Annotated in this window: 14 protein-coding genes; 10 read left to right on the top strand and 4 right to left on the bottom strand. The window is 69.2% G+C overall.

Translation table 11 applies throughout. From position 1 onward, the window contains the following. Positions 1-53 precede the first annotated feature (53 nt). Positions 54-1,097, top strand: coding sequence for an LLM class flavin-dependent oxidoreductase (locus tag BM198_RS02980; RefSeq protein ID WP_074967669.1), 1,044 nt, complete (start codon positions 54-56; stop codon positions 1,095-1,097). Between the two features lie 191 nt (positions 1,098-1,288). Here the strand turns inward: BM198_RS02980 and BM198_RS02975 are convergent, their stop codons facing one another. Then, positions 1,289-2,167, bottom strand: a complete 879-nt coding sequence (locus tag BM198_RS02975) for a LysR family transcriptional regulator (RefSeq protein WP_074967666.1) — start codon at positions 2,165-2,167, stop codon at positions 1,289-1,291. Between the two features lie 157 nt (positions 2,168-2,324). On the opposite strand from BM198_RS02975, the gene BM198_RS02970 reads away from it, so the two are divergent. The 6 genes from BM198_RS02970 (at position 2,325) to BM198_RS02945 (ending at position 12,704) form a co-directional block, all read left to right on the top strand. Next, positions 2,325-3,587 carry an MFS transporter gene (locus BM198_RS02970; protein WP_044412758.1) on the top strand — a complete coding sequence of 421 codons (1,263 nt, stop codon included), beginning with the start codon at positions 2,325-2,327 and terminating at the stop codon, positions 3,585-3,587. A 78-nt stretch (positions 3,588-3,665) separates the two neighbouring features. Beyond that, positions 3,666-6,302 carry a patatin-like phospholipase domain-containing protein gene (locus BM198_RS02965; protein WP_074967664.1) on the top strand — a complete coding sequence of 879 codons (2,637 nt, stop codon included), beginning with the start codon at positions 3,666-3,668 and terminating at the stop codon, positions 6,300-6,302. A gap of 114 nt (positions 6,303-6,416) precedes the next feature. Continuing rightward, entirely contained in the window at positions 6,417-7,526 is a 1,110-nt protein-coding gene (locus tag BM198_RS02960) for an AAA family ATPase (RefSeq protein WP_074967662.1), read from the top strand. After that, positions 7,523-7,957, top strand: coding sequence for a bpX5 domain-containing protein (locus BM198_RS02955; protein WP_074967660.1), 435 nt, complete (start codon positions 7,523-7,525; stop codon positions 7,955-7,957). Before BM198_RS02960 ends, BM198_RS02955 begins: the two co-directional genes overlap by 4 nt. Beyond that, entirely contained in the window at positions 7,954-9,786 is a 1,833-nt protein-coding gene (locus BM198_RS02950; RefSeq protein ID WP_083422310.1) for a hypothetical protein, read from the top strand. The genes BM198_RS02955 and BM198_RS02950 overlap by 4 nt, the downstream gene beginning before the upstream one ends. Then, a complete protein-coding gene (locus BM198_RS02945) occupies positions 9,783-12,704 on the top strand; it encodes a bpX6 domain-containing protein (protein WP_074967658.1) in 2,922 nt (973 codons plus the stop codon). Before BM198_RS02950 ends, BM198_RS02945 begins: the two co-directional genes overlap by 4 nt. Positions 12,705-12,732: 28 nt before the next feature. On the opposite strand, the gene BM198_RS02940 is transcribed toward BM198_RS02945, so the two are convergent. Then, positions 12,733-16,197, bottom strand: a complete 3,465-nt coding sequence (locus BM198_RS02940; protein WP_074967656.1) for a response regulator — start codon at positions 16,195-16,197, stop codon at positions 12,733-12,735. Positions 16,198-16,434: 237 nt separating this feature from the next. Between BM198_RS02940 and BM198_RS02935 the strand changes: the two genes are divergently transcribed. Next, positions 16,435-17,508, top strand: a complete 1,074-nt coding sequence (locus BM198_RS02935) for an NAD(P)H-dependent flavin oxidoreductase (RefSeq protein ID WP_074967654.1) — start codon at positions 16,435-16,437, stop codon at positions 17,506-17,508. Positions 17,509-17,572: 64 nt separating this feature from the next. On the opposite strand, the gene BM198_RS02930 is transcribed toward BM198_RS02935, so the two are convergent. Both BM198_RS02930 and ftrA read right to left on the bottom strand, forming a co-directional pair. Further along, positions 17,573-18,721 carry an acyl-CoA dehydrogenase family protein gene (locus BM198_RS02930; RefSeq protein WP_074967652.1) on the bottom strand — a complete coding sequence of 383 codons (1,149 nt, stop codon included), beginning with the start codon at positions 18,719-18,721 and terminating at the stop codon, positions 17,573-17,575. Between the two features lie 77 nt (positions 18,722-18,798). Continuing rightward, complete coding sequence (gene ftrA / locus BM198_RS02925; RefSeq protein WP_074967650.1) at positions 18,799-19,767, bottom strand: transcriptional regulator FtrA; 969 nt, start codon at positions 19,765-19,767, stop codon at positions 18,799-18,801. A 97-nt stretch (positions 19,768-19,864) separates the two neighbouring features. Here ftrA and BM198_RS02920 point away from each other — a divergent pair, with 97 nt between their 5' ends. Next, complete coding sequence (locus BM198_RS02920) at positions 19,865-20,302, top strand: rhodanese-like domain-containing protein (protein WP_074967648.1); 438 nt, start codon at positions 19,865-19,867, stop codon at positions 20,300-20,302. Continuing rightward, positions 20,296-20,781, top strand: coding sequence for a GNAT family N-acetyltransferase (locus BM198_RS02915; RefSeq protein WP_074967646.1), 486 nt, complete (start codon positions 20,296-20,298; stop codon positions 20,779-20,781). Before BM198_RS02920 ends, BM198_RS02915 begins: the two co-directional genes overlap by 7 nt. Positions 20,782-20,834: the final 53 nt, after the last annotated feature.

The raw sequence follows: 20,834 nt of genomic DNA, 5'->3' as shown, positions 1-20,834 counted from the left end.
GCTGCAGGCGGGTCATCGCATCGGCCAACAACAAAAAGCCCGAGGTAAGCGAAATGAAATTCTCCCTCTTCGTACACATGGAGCGTTGGGACGAGAGCATCAGCCACCGCCAGCTGTTCGAAGACCTGACCGAACTGACGCTGATGGCCGAGGCCGGCGGCTTCAGCACCGTCTGGATCGGCGAGCACCACTCGATGGAGTACACCATCTCCCCCAGCCCGATGCCGACCCTGGCCTACCTCGCGGCCCGCACCACCACCATCCGCCTGGGCGCCGGCACCATCATCGCGCCGTTCTGGAACCCGGTTCGCGCGGCCGGTGAATGCGCCCTGCTGGACGTGATCAGCAACGGCCGCATGGAAGTGGGCCTGGCCCGTGGCGCCTACCAGTTCGAGTTCGACCGCCTCGCCAACGGCATGCCGGCCACCGACGGCGGCCAGCACCTGCGCGAAATGGTCCCGGCGGTGAAGGCCCTGTGGCAGGGCGACTACGCCCACGACGGCGAGATCTGGAAGTTCCCCACCTCCACCTCCTCCCCGCGCCCGATCCAGCAGCCCTACCCGCCGATGTGGATCGCCGCCCGCGACCCGGACTCCCACAACTTCGCGGTGAAGAACGGCTGCAACGTGATGGTCACCCCGCTGATGAAGGGTGACGAGGAAGTGCTGGACCTGAAGAACAAGTTCGAGGCCGCCCTGGCCAACAACCCGGAGGTGCCGCGCCCGCAACTGATGGTGCTGCGCCACACCCACGTGCACAGCGTGGACGACCCGGAAGGCTGGAAGCTCGGCGCCGCTGCCATCTCGCGCTTCTACCGCACCTTCGACGCCTGGTTCGGCAACAAGCAGACCCCGGTCAACGGCATCCTGCCGCCCAGCCCGGAAGAGAAGTTCAAGGACCGCCCCGAATTCGAGCTGGAGAACATCCGCAAGAACACCATGATCGGCACCCCGGAAGAGATCATCGCGCGCATCCGCTACTACCAAGAGCTGGGTGTGGACGAGTTCAGCTTCTGGTGTGACAACAGCCTGCCCCACGCCGAGAAGAAGAAGTCCCTGGACCTGTTCATCAAGCACGTGGTGCCCGCGTTCCGCTGATCCCCCGCTCTCCCTTCTGACTCGCCATGCCGATCGAGCGTCCAGGCATGGCGGGTCGTTTTGCATTCCCCCGCCCTTTCACGGGCCCTCCCCCGTCACCCGCCCCCTCGCTGAACGCCGAACCCAGCCCTCCGCCCCCGCAGCACCTGGCCATGCCCTGCGCGGCCATGACGGGCCGCAAGCACGCGCGTTCAGGGCGCGATCAGCTCGATGAAAGCCCGCGACAGCGGTGAGCGCTCGTCATCCCGGCGTACCAGCCACACGGCAGTGGTGGCGCCGGCGTCCAGCAATGGCCGGTAGACCACGCCATCGAAGTGCATGCGGGTGAAGGACGCCGGTAGCACCGAAACCCCGAGCCCCGCCGCCACCAGCCCGATCAGCGTCAGTGCGCTGTGGGATTCCTGGGTGATGCGCAGGCTGAAGCCGGCCTCGTGGGCCAGGGCGATCACCTGGTCGTAGAGGCCGGTGCCGGCATTGCGCGGGAAGTACACGAAGGGTTCGGCCGCCAGCTCCGCCAGGTGCAGGCCGGCGCTCTCACCTGCCAGCCGGTGCTGGGCGGGCAGCACCGCTACCAGCGGCTCGCGGAACAGCTCCACCGCCACCAAAGACTCCGGCAACGGCAACGGGCGGATCAGCCCCACCTGGATGCGCCCGTTGAGCAGCGCGTCGGCCACCTCCCGGCTGTTCAGCTCGTGCAGTTCCAGCTGCACCTCGGGGAAGGCCTGGCGAAAGCGCAGGATGGCGCCAGGAATCACCGAGGTGAACGGCGCCGAGGAGGTGAACCCCAGCTTCAATTGACCCAGCTCGCCGCGCTGGGCACGGCGCGCCACCTCGGCCGCCTGGTCCACCTGGACGAGTATCTGGCGCGCCTCGTCGAGGAACAGCCGACCGGCCTCGGTGAGGGCCACGCGGCGGTTGGTGCGCTCGAACAGTCGCGCCCCCAGCTCCTCCTCCAGGGCCTGGATCTGCTGGCTCAGCGGTGGCTGGGATATGCCCAGCAGCTCCGCCGCGCGACCGAAATGGAGTTCGTCGGCGACGGCAATGAAGTAACGCAGGTGGCGGAGTTCCATCGTGGCGATTGATAGGTTTCAGATATCAAAGATGTCGAACAATATATTGGAAACGCGTATTGCGCACCGATAGGCTTTTCACCGTCCCCCAGAGCCCGCCAGCAGCGGGCCACGGCCCCGACGGGCCGACTGCCTGATTCGCGTGATGAGGTCCCCGATGAGCCACCCCGAGCGCCAGACCGCCACCGGCGCGCCTGCCGAGCCGCCCACCCATATCGAGAAAGGCAGCGCCGCCTTCCTGCGCACCAACCTGGCGCTGTTCTGCGGCGGCTTCGCCACCTTCGCCCTGCTCTACTGCGTGCAACCGATGATGCCGGTGCTGGCCCAGGCCTTCGCCATCAGCGCTGCCCAGGCCAGCCTGGTGCTGTCGGTGTCCACCTTGGCGCTGGCGGTGGGCCTGCTGTTCACCGGTTCGCTGTCCGACGCCCTGGGGCGCAAGCGGGTAATGGGCGTTTCGCTGCTCTGCGCGGCCCTGTTCACCCTCGCCAGCGCCGCCATGACCCGCTGGGAGCTGGTGCTGCTGATGCGCGTGCTGGTGGGGCTCTCCCTCAGCGGCCTGACCGCCGTGGCCATGACCTACCTGAGCGAGGAGATCCACCCGGCCCACACCGGGCTGGCGGTGGGCCTGTACATCGGCGGCAACGCCATCGGCGGGATGTGCGGCCGCCTGGTGGCCGGGGTGATGGTGGACTACCTGTCCTGGCACTGGGTGCTGGCCTGCATCGGCCTGCTGGCGCTGCTCGCCGGCCTGGTGTTCTGGCGCCTGCTGCCGGAGTCCCGGCACTTCCGGCCCCGGCCGATTACCCTGGGCAACCTGGCCGGCGGCTTCGCCCTGCACCTGCGCGATGCCCGGCTGCCGGTGCTGTTCGTCGAGGCCTTCCTGCTGATGGGCAGCCTGGTGACCTTCTTCAACTACATCGGCTTCCACCTGCTGCAGGCGCCCTACCACCTCAGCCAGGCGGCGGTGGGCATGCTCTCGGTGGTGTACCTCTCCGGCACCTACAGCTCGGCCATGGCCGGCTCCCTGGCCGACCGGGTGGGCCGGCAGAAAGTGCTGTGGGTGATGATCCTGCTGATGCTCGTCGGCTTCGGCCTCACCCTGCTGGCGCCGCTGCCGCTGATCCTGCTGGGCATGCTGCTGTTCACCTTCGGCTTCTTCGGCGCCCACTCGGTGGCCAGCAGCTGGGTCGGCCGCCGTGCCACCCAGGCGCGGGGCCAGGCGGCGTCGCTTTACCAGGCCTTCTACTACACCGGCTCCGGCGTGGCCGGCACCCTCGGCGGGCTGTTCTGGCACCAGGCCGGTTGGCACGGCATCGGCCTGTTCGTCGGCGGCATGCTGGTGCTGGCCCTGGTACTGGCCATCGGCCTGGCCCGGCGCCCCCTGGGCGAAGCGGGAACCTGCCCGGGAGGCCCGCGCTGAGCCCGACGCCTGGCTGGCGGAATGCCCGGCACCTGCTTTAGTAAGGAGCTGTAGGCAACATCGCACCAGGGAGGGCACGTGGAAGACCAATACAAGGCCGAACAGGAACGCATCGACTGGCGCCGCGAGACGCTCGGCATCGACACCCCGGCGGAACCGCGCCGCCGCCCCTGGGCCCTGGCCCTCTCCGGCGGCGGCATCCGCAGCGCCACCTTCTGCTTCGGCGTGCTCCAGGCCCTGGCCCGCGCGCCCTACACCCCCGCCAACCGCCCCCTCGGCAGTACCGGCGACGCCCCCGCCGAGCGCCTGCTGCCGCGTTTCGACTACCTCTCCACCGTGAGCGGCGGCGGCTACATGGGCTCGTTCTTCTCCAGCCTGTTCCAGCCCGGGCGCCTGCGTCCCAGCACGGGCACCGAGCAGGCCCAGGCGCGCCAGGCGGCCGAGGACGCCTACCGGGTGCTGAGCTACCAGCCGCCGGGGCGCATCCACTCCTCCACCAACTACCGCGCGGCCCCAGTCGGCGCCGGGCCCACCGCCTGGCTGCGGGAGAACGGCCGCTACCTGACGCCCACCGGCGCCGGTGACCTGCTCTACGCCCTGGCGATGACCTGGCGCAACTGGGTGGCCGTGCACCTGGTGATCGGGCTGCCGATCCTGCTGGTCACCGCGCTGCTGGCCCTGACCCAGGGCGTGGCCTGTTCGCGCTGGAACCTGTTCTGCGACCACCTCCTGGGCATCGCCCTGTTGGCCGTGGCCCCGCTGATGCTGGCGTACTGGCTGATCTACTCGCGCAAGACCCAGGACGAACCGCCCGCGCTGCTCAACTGGGCCACCGGCAGCGCCCTGGCGATGGCCGTGGCGCTGGGCTGGCTCACCTGCCAGGTGCCCGACACAGCGGACTGGCTGCCGGTGCCTGCCCGCGACCTGCTCTGGATCGTGGTCACGGTGCTCGGCCTGGGGCTGGCCTGGTGCGCCGCGCTGGTGGCGTCCCAACGTCTGAAGCAGCACCCCGACGACGGCGGGCTGGACGCCGACAACGTGCGCAACTACCGGGTCAACGTCACCCGGGCGCTGAGCACGGCGATCACCTGGGCGGCTGTCGCCCTGGTGCTGGTCCTGGTGCACCAGTTGACCTTCGAGCTGTACACGGTGCTGGCCCGGCACTGGCAGGGCAGCCTCACCTTCAGCGTGCTGCCGGTGCTGATCTGGCTGGTGCGCCACCTGGCCCGCAGCCGTGACGAGAAACCCGCCCCCGGCCTGCTGAAGAAACTGCCCCTGGACGCCCTGGCGCTGGTCGCCGGCCTGGCCCTGCTGCTGGCCGTCACCCTGGCCTGGGGCCTGCTGGCCCACTGGTTCGCCTGGAACGGCCGGGTGCCGGGCGCCCACGCGGGTGATGCGCAGCTCTTCCGCTTCGGCCTGCTGGCGGCCATCGCCCTGGTGATGGCGGTGGTCACCGGGCAGTTCATCGGCTTCATCAACCTCTCCAGCCTCCAGGCGTTCTACGCCGCCCGCCTGACCCGCGCCTACCTGGGCGCCTCCAACGGCCAGCGCTTCGACGTCTCCTGCGCCCAGAGCCGCCGACGCATGAGCGTGGCGCAGCCCCTCTCGCGGGACGACATTCCCCTGAAGGACTACTACGGCAAACGCACCGCCGGCCCGCTGCACCTGATCAACGTCACCATGAACCTCACCGTGGACCCAGCCGAGCAACTGGTGCAGCGCGACCGCAAGGGCAAGCCGCTGTGCGTGGCGCCCTACCGCTACACCCCCGGCGGCGAGCAGGACCAGGTCACCAGCTTCATCCTCGACGGCCAGCGCAAGTCCCGGCAGCCGCCCAACGGCCGCGGCGAGATCAACCAGCCGCTGAGCCTCGGCCAGTGGGTGGCCACCTCCGGCGCCGCCGCCAGCACCGGCCTCGGCCGCCAGACCAGCCTGGGCCTCTCGCTGCTGCTGGGGCTGGCCAACGTGCGCCTGGGCACCTGGTGGCAGAGCAACTTCGTCGGCCGCGCCAAGCCGCTGTCGCGGATCGGCGAGGCGTCGTCCCACTGGTTGCCGACCCAGACCTACCTGTTCTACGAACTCACCGCGCGCTTCCACGGCCATCGCCGCGACAAGCTCTACCTCACCGACGGCGGCCACTTCGAGAACACCGCCACCTACGAGCTGCTGCGCCCCGCCCGCGACATCGAACTGGTGGTGATGTGCGACTGCGGCTGCGACCCGGAGTACCGCTTCGACGACCTGGCCAACCTGGTGCGGCTGTCGCGCATCGACCACGACCTGGAGATCGAGGAAGACCCCGGCGTGCTGCGCCACCCGCTGCTGTCCCAGGTGTTCGGCAGCACCCAGTCCCTGCGCGCCGCCACCGAGCCGAGCGACCGCCGCTGCGCCGTGCTGCTCAACGTCTTCCACACCCCGGACCGGGAAAACCCCGACATCCCGCGCCGCCTCACCAGCCGCATCCTGCTGATCAAGCCCCGGCTGATCGAGGGCGTGCCCACCGACGTGCTCAACTACGTGCGCGCCAACCCGGACTTCCCCAACCAGACCACCGGCGACCAGTTCTTCGACGAAGCCCAGTTCGAGAGCTACCGCCAACTGGGCCTGAGCATCGGGCAACTGCTGTTCGGCGACGGCCAGCGCCCCAACAACATCGCCCACGCCCTGTCGCGCTACCTGGCCAAGCCGGTGCTGGAGGATGCCGCCGGGGAGTGAACCCAGGTGTCGGGACGGTTCCTTGTGAGCCGTCCGACGGGTTGCGTCATGGCGCATTGACAGCCCGGTCGATTTGCGCAAAATCCGCGCCTTGCCATCAGGGAAGACGCCGCTTTGAACGCCATCCAGCACGCCGCCAGGGAACTCCGCTCGGCCATTCGCACCGCCACCACCGGCCTCGTCGGCCGTGAGCAACTCGCCGAACTCATCATCCTCGCCGCCGTGGCCCAGGAGCACCTGCTGGTGGTCGGCCCGCCCGGTACGGCAAAAAGCGCCGTGGTGCGGCGGGTGGCCCAGGTGCTGGGCGGCCGCTACTTCGAATACCTGCTCGGGCGCTTCACCGAGCCCAGCGAGCTGTTCGGCCCGGTGGACCTGCGCAAGCTGCGCGAAGGCACGGTGGAAACCGATGTCAGCGGCATGCTGCCGGAAGCCGACGTGGCCTTCCTCGACGAGGTGTTCCTCGGTTCCACCGCCATCCTCAACACCCTGCTCGGCGTGCTCAACGAACGGCGCTTCCGCCGTGGCCACACCGAGTTGCGCTGCCCGCTGCGGGTCTGCGTCGGCGCGGCCAACGGCCTGCCGGACGACGAAGCCCTGGCGGCCTTCGCCGACCGCTTCCTGCTGCACCTGTTCGTCGACACCGTGCCGGACCACCAACTGGAAGCCATGCTCGCCGGCGGCTGGAAGGCCGAGCAGCTACCCGTGCTGGACGCGCACCACCTGGGCCACCTGGACACGCTCTGCGGCGCCCTGCGCCAGGTCGACCTCGACAGCGTGCGCCCGGCCCTGGCCGACGCCATCCGCCGCCTGCGCCAGGCCGGCATCCCGCTTTCCGACCGGCGCATCGTCAAATCGCAGCGCCTGATCGCCGCCGCCGCACTGCTCGGCGGCCGCCAGCAGGCCAGCGAGGCGGACCTCTGGCCGCTGCTCTACGCCCTGCCCACCCAGGCCATGCAGCAACAGGCCCGTGAGGTCCTGCGCGAGCTGTTCGCCCAGGCCAGCAACGACAACCTCTTCAGCGCGGTGGAAGAAGCCACCCTGCAACCGCTGTCGCGAGCCAGCCGCCTGGCCGAAGAAGCCCGCGCCTGCCTGGACGAGGCCGAGGGGACGAACCCGGAAGCGGTGCTGCGGGAGATCGACGCCAACTTCCTCGCTGACGCCCTGCCGCCGGAACTGGCCGAGCTGCGCGAGCGCCTGGTCGCCCGCCTCGCCACCCCCGCATGAGCGCCCTGAAACAGACCTGGCGCTGGCAACCCCGCGCCCAGGCCCTGGAACCCCGTGCTGCCGTGGCCTGGGGCGAAGCCTCCCGGCGCCTGCACGCACGCCTGCTGGCCCTGCCCGCCGGGCAACTGGCGGGCCTGCAGGCCACTGCCGCCGATGACCTGCTGGTGGTGATCGGGGAAGGCGACGCCCTGCCCTGGGTGGATGGCATCGACTACGCCGCCCCCTGTGAAGGCGCCCCCGAACTCTGGCTGCCAACCCGGCTGTGCCCCGATGCGCCACTGGACCTGCTCGCCCGTGCCCTCGCCAAGCGCCACGGCCGCACCCCGCTGCTGCTCTGGCCCGCGCCGGCCAGGACGGTGCCGCTGGACCGCCAGCTGCCGCTTTCCGAAGGTCACCTGGCGCGCATTGCCGAACATTGGGCAGCCCCATGAGCCTGCAGTTGCCCGACGCCCTGGCCCACTGGGGCCAGCCTCTGCAGGAACTGGACAGCGAGCTGGCCGAAGCCCTGGCCGACATCGCGCAACGCCTGCACAACCTGGTGGGGCCGGTTCAGCGCCGGCAGAGCGGCGAGCTGAAGGAGCCGGATGGTCTGGGCGACCTGCAACGTCGCGGCCCCTATGAGCGCCTGCTGCCCAGCGAGTGGTTGTTGGCCGACGCATTTCCCGACGAGTTCCTGCGGCGTGCCGCCAGCGGCGAGCACCTGTTCCTCGCTTCCGAGGCACGCGCCTGCCAGGGCAACCGCACGATCATTGCCCTGTTCGATGCCGGCCCCCGGCAACTGGGCGCCCCACGACTGGCCCACATTGCGATGCTGATCCTCCTGGCGCGCCGTGCCCAGGCCGTGGGTGGCGAGTTGCGCTGGGGCATCCTCCAGCAACCCGGCTGGATCGATGGCGTGCGCGGCGCAGTCGACTTCGCCCGCCTGCTCGAAGCCCGGGGCTGGCAAGCCGCCGAGCCCGATGACTGGCGCGCCTGGAGCGACCTGCGCAACGCGCTGCCGGCAACGCCGGACGAATGCTGGCTGATTGGCGCCCAGGCCATGGATGACGGTTTCAGCCACCGCCTGCACCTGTCCACCAGTCTGGATGGCGAAGCGCTGGAGGCCGAGCTGCACCTGGGCAACAGCCGACGTGCCCTGAGCCTGCCCTTGCCGAGCCCGGCCATCGGCAGGCGCCTGCTTTCAGGGCAGTTCGCCCTCGCCGGGCAGGTGCCTGCCGGGCACGCTGAGACCCTGAACGTGGAGCGTGTGGCATTGACCTTGCCACCGATCATTTCGCGCTCCGGGCAGATGGTGGCGTTGGCGCTGCTCGATCAGCCCGGCGTACTGGTGTTCAAGCTGCCGGCCCTGGGGAGCAAGAAGAAACCCAGGACCCGCCGGCTCCTCTGGAGCACGGGGGAGCAGCCGCTGGCCCTGGCATTCACCGGGCGGAGCCTGGCGGGCGTGATGGATGCCGGCCCCAACCTGCGCTTCTGGCAGTTGTCGCCCCTGAGTACCGCCACACGCCCGCCACAGGAGGTACTGAGCGCTCCGCCAGGCACCGCCAGGTTGCTGCCCCTCGCCCTGGTGGACAGCGCCCATGACGGCGAGCGCCTCTACCTGCTGGATGCCCAGGGGCGACTGCTGCACTGGCACCACCAGAAAGGCCTTCCTCGCAGCCAGGAGCCGCTTCTGGAACGCGTCGAAGACGATGTGCTCGCCATGAGCCACCTCGACGATGGCCGCCTCTATTACCTGCACAAGCGTGACCAGCGCTTCATCCTCCAGGAGGTGCTGTCGGGCCACCGCGTGAGCACGCCCCTGCGCCTTGGCGAGGTGGGTGAGGCCAGCAAGGCCTTCATGGCCCGGTTCAGCACCACCAGCACCCACCCGGCATGCGCCCTGCTACTGAGCGCAACGCCCCAGGAGCGCTGGAGGCTGTGTCGCCCCAAGGATCGGCAAGGCGGCGCTGCAGAGAACTGGACACTCGACGTGCCCCCGGGCTGGAATGCCCAGGGCCTGGTGGCCGACCCCGACGCCAGGGGGTTGCTGCTGGTGCTGATGTCCGGCGATCGCAAACGCCTTGCCCTGTATGACGGCACTGCGCTCCGGAGCATCGTCGAAACACCCGATGCCATTGCACGGCTGAGTGTCTGTGCCAGCAGCGGCCTGCTGGCGGTCCTCAGTCAGGCTCGCGAGCTGGTGCTCTATTGCACCCGGCACCACGTCGTGCGCCTGCGAGCCTCCTGCACCCGGGCAGATGACCAAGGAGGCACGCCATGAGTGCACCGGATACCCACGTTCGTCAGCCCTCGCTCAAGGGGCGCCGACCGGTCGCAGGCCTGTGGCTGCCTGCCGACTGGCTGGCGGTCGAGGTCCGTGCGGCGCTGTTGCTGCGCCATTGGCGGGCCGGATCGGCAGCCTGGCGCTTCCCCGAGGGCGACCTGTTGCGCTTCAACGCGACCGTTGTGCAGGACTGTGACGCGCTGGAGGGCTGGCCGCTGCTGGCCCTGGAGACCGGTGGCCTGTGCTCGGCCGAGCTGACACAGGAAGAGCAGGCAACCCTGCCGGCCGCCGATCTCTGGCTGGTACAGGGTGGCCGCGTCGCCGCGCTGGACCTGCATCAGGCCGAACGCCTGGCGCTGGAGGACTGCCTCGATCTCGACGGCCACCCCTGGCAGGACACCCATGACTGCCGGGACGCGCTACCGCCACTGGTGATCGAGGAGCTGCCACCCGCCAAGGACATCCACACCATCCTCCAGGGCAAGGTGAAACCACCCAGCCCGCAACGCGAGGCCTTCCTCCAGTCACTGGCGAAGCAACCCCCGGCGCGTGCGTCGGGCAAGCAGGCGTCTGCGCAGGCAACATCCGGAGGCGCCGGCAAGGGCCTGCTTATCTGGATCGTGCTGTTCGCCGTGGTGATCCTGGGTAACCACCTGCCAGACGCCGTGCACCTGGCCCAGAAGGCCGTGTCGCCCTCGGCCAGCACGGCTCCGCTGGCCCAGGACTCCGACAATCCATCCGGCCCCGGGGCACTCCTGTTCGTGGCCGCCCTGCTGATCGTCATCACCCTACTGCTCATCGGCGCCTTGCGCCGGTTCTTCTCCGGCACGCCCCAGCACTGGACGGCAGCCCCCACGCCGGTCGCCAGTGCGCGCGCCCTCCCTCCCCGCAGGAACCAGGCGCCGGCCACCCCGAGCCGCTGGCGTCGCCTGCTCACCAGCCTGGCCATCACTTCCCGTTTCAGTGCACTGCTCAACCGCCGCCAGAGTGCCTACCTGAGGCGCATGCTCAACCTGTTCGAGAAGGGCGACATCGACGAGGCGCTGCGCCACGCACTGCCCCTGGGAGGCGAGCAGGGCAGCCTGGGCCAGGCATTCGGCACGCCGGACCGCCGCGACGACCTGTCCCTGGGACGCCCCTCAGGCCCCGGGGCCTCCATCTCCCTGGGCGAGGACCTGGAAGCCCACCTGCGCAAGGTCTATCGCCAGCACTTCGAGAAACTCGACCGTGCGGGGCGCATCGACGAAGCAGTGTTCATCCTCGCCGAGCTGCTCAAGGTGCGGCAGGAGGCGCTGGACTACCTGGAGCGCCACCAACGCTTCCGCCAGGCCGCCGAGCTGGCACTGGCCTGGGACATGTCGGCCGACTGGATCGTGCGCCTCTTCTGCCTGGCCGACGACTGGAAGACGGCCCTGCAGGTGGCACGCCGTGACGACGCCTTCGTCAGCGCGGTGCAGATGTTGCAGACCAAGTGGCCGCAAGTGGCCGACCGGCTGCGCATGGAATGGGCCGAGATGCTGGTAGCGCGCGGCGACTGGTTGAAGGCCGTGGACGTAGCCTGGCCGATTCCCGAGGCACGGGATCGCGCGGTGCACTGGCTGAGTCAAGCCGAAGCGGCAGGTGGCAGCCTGGGCACCGAGGCCCTGGTGACCCGCGCCGCCCTGCTGCCGGACACCCTGGAGGCCTACGCCGCCCCCCTGCGTGCGCTGCGCGACGACCCGGCACGTGTCCGGGATCGCCAGGCCCTGGCCCGCGCCCTGCTGTGGGTCGGCACCAAGAACCGGCACACGCGGGACAACCGCTCACTGGCCCTGCTGGCCCGGATGGTGCTGCCCGCCTTGCTGGATGACCACGCCACCCAACGCGCGCACCTGTCCAGGTCCGAGCTGGACAGCCTGCTCAAGCTCAGCCGAGACACGCTGCTGCAGGCCGACCTGCCGTCCCGCGGTTTTCCCAAAGGGCGTGCCACCCCCTTGCAGCGCGCCACCTCGCCGCTGCATTGGCAGGCGCCCCCCGCCGGGCAGCAGGCGATTCTCGACGCGGTGGCCCTGGAGGACCAACGCACACTGGTGGCCCTCGGGGAAGCCGGTGCCCAGGTGCTGGATGCCCACGGGCGCGCAGTATTCAGCTTCGCCGAGCCGGCACACCGCCTGGTCATCGCGCACAACCGGCGCGTTGCCCTGGCCATGGCACGCCGCGACCAGGTCTGGCGCATCACCAAATTGGACCTGGTCAGGCGCACGGCACTGGACCTGGGTGTACTGGAGCTGCACGCCCACTCACTGGTCTTCGACGGCATCAGCTGGGCCGTCACCCTGCGGGACAGCGTTCGTGTCGTGGACGTGGACCGCTCGTTCGCCGTGCTCTGGCACGTCAGCGACCTCAAGGGCGACATCCGCCTCTTCCACCACACCGAGCACTTCGAGCAATGGCTGGTGTCCGGCGCAGACGGATCGCTCGTACTCTGGCGCTACGCCCTGCCCTCGCGGCGCCTGGCCGAGCGCAGGCCCGTGGACGCCCCCCTGGAGCGCCAACTCATCATCCCCAACCCCCTGGGCGGGTTGCTGACCTTCACCTGCCAGGACGGCACCAACGGCATGATGAGCCTGACGATGGAAAGCACCGGTGGGCGATACGACATTCCCCTGCCCGGTATGACGCCGGAGCAGGTGACGGTGCCGGACCTGGAGGTGCTCCCGGAGTGGCTGCTGATCGGCCTCGCCCCCCTGGGCAACACCCGGCAGTGGCGCCTGGTGAGCCAGCAGTCGCTGCAGACCTGCGCCGTGCTGGACTGGCCGGCGGACGCCCCGCTGCAGGTACGCGCCCAGGCACACGACTGGCGTCTGTTCGACCAGACGGGACGCCTGCTGCGCCTGGACACCCTGACCAGCGAACTCCGCGAGCTGCGCGGGTAAGCGGCCGCGCGGCGGTCAACGCCGCGCTTCAGAACCTGTCCAGCTTCGGCAGCCACACGCGGATCAGCGAGAACAGCCGCTCCAGGTCGATGGGCTTGGCCAGGTAGTCGCTGGCGCCGGCGCCCATGCACTGCTCCTGGTCGTCCTTCATCGCCTTGGCGGTGACGGCGATGATCGGCAACCGACTCCAGCGCGGGTCCTGGCGGATGCGCCGGGTGGCTTCGAAGCCGTCCATGACCGGCATCATCACGTCCATCAGCACCAGGTCGATCTGCGGGTTCTCCTCCAGCTTCTCCAGGGCCTCCTGGCCGTTGCGGGCGGTCACCACCTGGGCGCCCTTCTCGTCCAGGGCGCTGATGAGGGCGAAGATGTTGCGCACGTCGTCGTCCACCACCAGCACGGTGCGTTCCTCGAACACGCGGTCACGATTGCGCGCGCTCTGCAACATGCGCTGGCGGTCGCTGGAGAGGGAGGACTCGACCTTGTGCAGGAACAGGGTGACCTCGTCGAGCAGACGCTCGGGGGAGCAGGCGCCCTTGATGATGATGGAGCGGGAGTGGCGTAGCAGTTCCTCCTCTTCACGCAGGCTGAGCTGGCGGGCGGTGTAGACGATCACCGGGGGGAAGTTGCCGAGCGCCTCGGCGGCCATGCGCTCCAGCAGTTCGTTGCCGCGCATGTCCGGCAGGGCGAGGTCGATGATCATGCAGTCGAACGTGCCGCCACGCAGGCGCTCCAGGGCCTCGGTGCCACTGGCGACGGCGCTGACCTGAATGTCTTCGTCGCTCACCAACTGGGCGATGCTGTCGCGCTGGCTGGCGTCGCCCTCCACCACCAGGACGTGCTTGACCTTCTGGGTGAGCTTGTCCTCCAGGCGGGCGAAGACTTCGCGCAGTTGGTCGCGGGTGGCAGGCTTGCGTGCGTGGCCGATGGCCCCCAGCTGCAGCGCCGGACCGGTGCGGTCGTCGACGGAGAGCACGTGCACAGGGAGGTGCCGGGTGACGGGGTCTTCCTTGAGCGTCTGCAGCACGGCGAGGCCGGACTCGTCCGGCAGGCGCATGTCCAGCAGCACGGCATCGGGCCCCTGCTCCCGTGCCAGACGCAGGCCTTCCTCGGCGTTGCCGGCCACCAGGCAGCGGTGGCCCAGTTCGTGGGCAAGCTCGTAGAGGTCACGGGCGAACTTCGGGTCGTTCTCGATCACCAGCACGCAGTGGCGCGCATCGACGGGCCGCTGGCGGTCGTCCTGAAGGCCACTGGCGGACGCCGCGGGCGCGGCAGCCCGCACACCTTCGGCGGGCTGAACCTGGGCGATGGACGGCAGCGGCTCCCCGGCAAGGCAGTTGCTGGGCAGCCAGAGGGTGAAGCAGCTGCCGCACCCGGGCTGGCTCTGCACGGTGATGCTGCCACCGAGCATTTCCGCGAGGTTGCGGGAGATGGACAGGCCGAGGCCGGTGCCGCCGAAGCGTCGATTGGTGGTGCCGTCTACCTGGCGGAAGGGCTCGAAGATGATGCCCATCTGCTCGTCGCTGATGCCGATACCGGAGTCGCTGACCTCGAAGGCGATGCCGCCGCTGGCGGCGCGGACCTTGAGGCCGATGCGACCGCTGGCGGTGAACTTGACGGCATTGGACAGCAGGTTGCGCAGGATCTGCCCGGCTCGCTGGCCGTCGGTGTAGAGCCGTGCTGGGGCGTCGGGCTCGACCTGCACATCGAACCCCAGCCCCTTGTCGTCGGCCTGGGGCTGGAACAGAGCGCGCAGCCCGTCCACCAGTTGCGCAACGTCGGTGTCCTCGGGGTGCACTTCCAGGCGGCCGGCCTCCACCTTGGAGATGTCGAGGATGTCGCTGATCAGCCGCAGCAACTCGTTGCCGGACTTGTTGATCAGCTCGGCGTAATGCACCTGCTGCGGGTCGAGGTTGCCCTTGCGATTCTCTGCCAGCAGCTTGGAGAGGATCAGCGAGCTGTTCAGCGGGGTGCGCAGCTCGTGGGACATGTTGGCGAGGAACTCGGACTTGTAGCGGCTGGCCCGCTGCAGCTCCTCGGCACGCGCCTCCAGCTCGCGCCGGGCCTGGTCGAGGGCGTGGTTGCGCTCGTCCAGCAGGTCGCGCTGGTCTTCCAGGCGGCGGGTCTTCTCGCTCAACTGTTCGTTGGTCTGCTCCAGTTCGGCCTGCTGGGTCTCCAGGTTGGCCTGGGAGTCGCGGATCACCCGGGCCTGGTCTTCCAGTTCCTCGTTGGCGACGCGCAGCTCCTCTTGCTGCACCTGCAACTCTTCGTTGAGCTGCTGGGTCTCGGTGAGCATGTCGTGCAGACGCTGGCGGTAGCGGGCCGCCTCGATGGAGGTCCCCAGGCTCTCGGCAACGGCTTCGAGCAGTTGCCGGTCGCGGGGTGACAGGGGCCGCAGGAAGGCCAGTTCCAGCACGCCGTTGACCTGCCCATCGCTTCGGGTCGGCGACAGGATCACCGTCAGCGGATCGGTATCGCCCAACCCGGAGTTGACCCGCAGGTAGGACGGGGGAAGCCCCTCCATGACCCGCGCCTCGCGGGACCGCAGCACCTGGCCGAGCAGGCTGGCGCTGTCCTCGAAGACCTGCTCGCGGGCCTGCTGCCCGGGCGCGAAGCCGTAGTCGGCCACGCGTCGCAACCGCCCTTCGCCCTCGCGCACATAGAGGGCACCCACGGCGACCTCCAGGTAACCGGCGAGAAAATCCAGCACGGCGCGACCGATCAATGCCGGGGTCTGCTGGCCGATCAGTTGCTCGGCCAGTTGCGACTGCCCTTCCCGCAGCCAAGCCTGGGCCTGCAGCTGCTCGGTGAAGCGTGACTGCTGGTCGAGGATGCGGTTGTAGTGGGTCGAGAGGCCGATCAACTCGCGCCGGCCGAAGATCGCCAGCGCTCCGCTGCCACCCAGTTGCATGACCACCAGCAGGCCGATGATCAGCACCACCGCCCGGTTGGCCCGCTCGCTGCGCTCGTGGCGCAGCTGCTCTTCGGTGGCAACCAGGGCCACGAAGCCCTGGCGCACCTCGTCCATCTGCCGCTTGCCCTGCTTTTCGCGGATGAACGCGCTGATGTCCTGATTGGCACGCCGCGCGTCGATCAGAGGTTCGGTCATCTGCAGCCAGCGCGTCTGGGCCGCTTCAATGCGCGCCAGACGCTCGCTCTGGACGGGGTTGTCGCGGATCAGCTCACGCAGCGCCTGCAGCCCGGCCAGCAGACGCGGGGCCGTTTCCCGGTAGCCTTCGAGGAACTCTTCCTCCCCGGACAGCAGGAACCCCCTGAAGCTGGACTCGCACTCCACCGACTGGCGCAGGTTCTCGTTGCTGCGGGCGATCACCTGGTCGGTGTGCTCGACCCAGTCGAGCACGTGCAACAGGTAGCCGATCAGCCCGACGAACAGCACCACGCCCAGGACGCCAACGCCCAGGGGCAATGCCACGTTACGGGTGAGAATGCGGCGGAAACTGTCTGCATCGATGCTGAAAGACGTGCTGTTCATCGGCCTTCCCTGCTGAACGGTGGAGCGGAACTCCCCGCACAAGGGCACATCCCGAGGCCTTGCACTGGGGTCGGATACGGCGTAGGCACCCAAGAAAGACTGTAGACAGTCGTAGGCAAAATGCCTGCATGGCTCCGGAAACGTGGCCACCTGTCGCACCCACACGATGCTAGAGCCGCTCTGCCGCGCTGTATTTGGCAGTATCCTGTCGCCCTTTCCCCTGCCAGGAGCGCTGCCATGTCCCGTTGGCCCGATACCCGTATCCAGGATCTGTTCGGCATCGAACTGCCCATCATCCAGGCGCCGATGGCGGGGCCGTCGTATGCGGAGATGGTGGTGGCGGTGGCACAGGCCGGTGGCTTGGGTTCGCTGCCCTGCGCGATGCTGAGTGCCGAGCAGATCCGCCAGGAAGTCGGGCGGATTCGCGAAGGGACTGCGGCGCCGATCAACCTGAACTTCTTCGCCCACTCGGCGCCGGTGCCGGACGAGGCCAGCCTGGCAGCCTGGAAGCAGCGCCTGGAACCCTACTACCTGGAACTCGGCCTGGACCCCGCCGAGCCAGTGCCGCTGTCCAACCGCGCGCCGTTCGATGAAGCGCTCTGCGAGCTGGTGGAGGCGTTGCGGCCGGAGGTGGTGAGCTTCCACTTCGGCCTGCCGGAGGCAGCGCTGGTGGAGCGGGTGAAGGCGACCGGGGCGAAGGTGATTTCGTCGGCCACCACGGTGGCCGAGGCCCGCTGGCTGGAGGCCCGGGGGTGCGACGCGGTTATTGCCCAGGGCGCGGAGGCTGGCGGTCATCGCGGGCTGTTCCTCGACACGCGGGTGGACACCCAGGTGGGCACCTTTGCGCTGCTGCCCCAGGTGGTGGATGCGGTGCGGGTGCCGGTGATTGCGGCCGGTGGCATCGCCGATGCACGCGGCATCGCAGCGGCTTTCGCGCTGGGGGCGGCGGCGGTGCAGTTGGGCACGGCCTACCTGTTCACCCCGGAGGCGCGCCTGCCGGCCCTGCACCGCCAGGCGCTGGCGCAGAGCCGGGACGACGGTACGGCCATCACCAACCTGTTCACCGGGCGTCCGGCGCGGGGGATTCTCAATCGGGTGATGCGTGAGATGGGGCCGTTGAGCGACCTGGCGCCGGCCTTCCCGCTGGCGGGCGGTGCGCTGGCCCCGTTACGGGCCAAGGCCGAGGCGGCAGGTGCCGATGATTTCATGTCGCTGTGGTCGGGCCAGGCGGCGGCGCTGTCGAAGCACCTGCCGGCGGGCGAGCTGACTCGGGCGCTGGCGGCCGAAGCCCTGGAGCGCATGGGGCGCTGAAAGGCCTTTGCGCTTTCATCCCCTGAGGGTGGAGCCCCGGTGCCTCGCGGCACCGGGCGTGGGCTCAGAGGCCCATCTGCTTGCTGATGATCTCGTTCATGATTTCCCGCGAGCCGCCGCCGATGGAGAGGATGCGGTTGTCGCGGTAGAGCCGCTCCACCAGGCTCTCGCGCATGTAGCCCATGCCACCGAGCAGTTGCACGGCGTCGTAGGTGACCCGGTCGGCCACGTCGGTGGCGAAGTTCTTGGCCATGGAGATTTCCTTGATGACGCTCTTGCCGGCGGCCATCTTCGCCGCCTGGCGGTAGGTGAACTCGCGGGAGACCTCGACCTGGGTGGCCATTTCCGCCAGGCGATGCTTGAGCACCTGGAACTTGCCGATGGGCTTGCCGAAGGCCTGCCGCTCGCGGGCCCAGCACTCGGCTTCTTCCAGGGCCATCTGGGCGGTCATGTTGGCCATGATGGCCAGGGCCAGCCGCTCGGACTGGAAGTTGGCCATGATGCAGGCGAAGCCCATGTTCTCGACGCCGATGAGATTGCCCACCGGGACGAGGCAGTCCTCGAAGAACAGCTCGGCGGTGTCGGAGGCCCACCAGCCCATCTTCTTCAGTTGGCGCCCGACGCTGAAGCCGGGGGTGCCCTTCTCGATCAGCAGCAGGCTGACGCCGCCGAAGCCGTCGCCGCCGGTGCGCACCGCCACGGTGTAGTAGTCGGCGCGCACGCCGCTGGTGATGAAGGTCTTGCTGCCGTTGACGCGGTAGAAGTCCCCCTCGCGCACCGCGCGGGTCTTGAGGTTGGCCACGTCGGAGCCGCCGGAGGGCTCGGTAACGGCCAGCGCCATGATCTTCTCGCCGGCCAGCACCTGCGGGGCGATGCGCTCGCGAAGCTCGGGGCGGCCCCACTTGACCAGGGGCGGCAAGCCGATGTCGAGGGAGCCGAGCCCGGCCACCAGGCCGCCGGAGCCGCTGCGCATCAGCTCTTCACTGGCCGCCACCTTGGCGAACAGGTCGCCCTCATGGCTGCCGCCGTATTGCTCGGGGTAGCCGATGCCGAGGATGCCGGCGGCACCGGCCTTGAGGTAGAGCTCGCGGGGGAAGGATTCGGCCTCTTCCCAGTCGTCGATGTGGGGGAGGATTTCCCGCTCGACGAAGCGGCATACCGAATCACGCACCAGTTGATGGGATTCGTCGAAGTATTCCTGGCAGGCCGGCATGGCGTAGCTCCCTGGCGAAAGTCAGGAAAACTTACCGAGCGCTTGCTTGGTTTTCAAGGCGGGAGTTGCGCCATCGATCAGGTCGTATGCGCCGCGCCGAAGCGCTCCCGGTAGGCCGAAGGCGGCAACCCGACGGCGTTGCGGAAGGCCACGCGGAAGCTCTCCACCGAGCGGAAGCCGCACCGTTCGGCGATGCGCTCGCTGCCGTCGGCCGTGCTTTCCAGCAGCTCGCGGGCGCGGGCCAGGCGCTCGTGCTGCAGCCAGGCCTTGGGGGTCATGCCGGTGGCTTCGCTGAAACGCCGCAGGAAGGTGCGTTCGCTCATGGCCACGCGGCGGGCCAGTTGGCTTACCTCCAGGGGCTCGTGCAGGTGCTGGCGTGCCCACTGCATCAGGGCGGACAGGTCATTGCGCGGCGCCTGCGCCACCGGGGCGGGAATGAACTGCGCCTGGCCGCCGGCCCGCTGGGGCGACATGACCAGGCGCCGGGCCACGGTGTTGGCCACCTGGGTGCCGAAGTCCCGCGCTACGAGATGCAGGCAGGCGTCGATGCCGGCGGCGCTGCCGGCCGACGTGATGAGCGGGCCGGCATCCACGTAGAGCACGTCCGGGTCCACCTCGATGGCCGGGAAGCGCTGCGCCAGTTCGTCGGTGTAGCGCCAGTGGGTGGTGGCGCGCTGGCCGTCCAGCAGGCCGCTGGCGGCGAGGACGAAAACGCCGGAGCAGATGGACACCAGCCGAGCCCCACGGGCATGGGCATCACGCAGGGCTGCCAGCAACCGCTCCGGGGGTGCCTCGGCGCGGTCACGCCAGCCGGGAATGACAATGGTCCGGGCCTCGGCCAGGCGCTCCAGGCCGCCATCGGCCAGCACCTGGATGCCGCCCATGGCGCGCATGGGGCCGTCGTCCAGGCCGACGATGCAGTGGCGATACCAGGGGAAATCGAACTCGGGCCGTGGCAGGCCGAAGATCTCCACGGCAATGCCGAATTCGAAGGTGCAGAGGCCGTCGTAGGCGAGGATGGCCACCAGGCCGGGGTCGTCGTGCATTTGGCGGAAACTTACCAGTTACTGTCTCGCCCGCCACTTTAGGGAAGAAAACGCGCTGGATACAGTGGCGCCATCCCCTAACCGACGGAGAACCACCATGCCCAGCCTCGTTCGCCAACACCCCGCTGCCCACCCGGAAGCCGCCCTCGCCCATTTCGCCCAACGCCTGGCCTTCGAGACCGATTGCTCGGACGTACATACCAGCCAGCAGGCCGGTGACATGGACTACGTGCTGGTCGACGTGCGCAGCGAGGCGGCCTATGCCGCCGGCCATGTGCCGGGTGCGATCAACATCCCCCATCGGCTGATGACCGCCGAGTTCATGGCCGGCTACCCGCGCGACACGCTGTTCGTCGTCTACTGCGCAGGGCCTCACTGCAACGGCGTGCATCGCGCAGCCGTGCGCCTGGCCGGGCTGGGTTTCGCGGTGAAGGAGATGCTCGGCGGTGTCACCGGCTGGCTGGACGAGGGCCTGAGCCTGAGCGGTGCGCAAAGCCAGCAGGCAGCCCACCCAGCCATCTCGTGCGCATGTTGAGCCCATCCGTACGCGAGGCGCGGGCCGAGGACGTGCCCGCCCTCCTCCCGCTGATGCGCGAGCTGGCGCGTTTCGAGGCGTACCTGGAGGAGTTCGCGGTGAACGAGGCACAACTGCTGGCCCGCGCCTTCGGCCCGGAGCCCCAGTGCCAGGTCTTCGTGGTGGAAACCTCGGGCCGACTGCTCGGCTATGCCGTGGCCCAGGAGATCGCCTTCACCTACGACTTGCGCCCGACGGTGCGGCTCAAGGAGCTGTACCTGGTGCCGGACGCGCGTGGCCAGGGTCAGGGACAGCGCCTGATGGTCGCCGTGGCGCGCTGGGCGCAAGCTCGCGGCGCGGGACGCCTGAAGTGGGATGTACTGGTGGGCAACCGAGGTGCCGAGCGCTTCTATCAACGCCTGGGCGGTCGCCCCGACAGCAAGTGGATTGCCTACGGGATGGATGCCAAGACGCTGGAGGCCTTGGCAGCGCTGGGGTAGCCGGTAGGTCGATGCGTTGCCGATGCTGTCCTGGGCTGAAGCCCGGGCTACGG

This window comes from Metapseudomonas otitidis, from assembly GCF_900111835.1.
In the GTDB taxonomy this organism is placed as follows: Bacteria; Pseudomonadota; Gammaproteobacteria; order Pseudomonadales; family Pseudomonadaceae; genus Metapseudomonas; species Metapseudomonas otitidis.
This window is presented reverse-complemented; position numbering and strand designations above follow the sequence as displayed.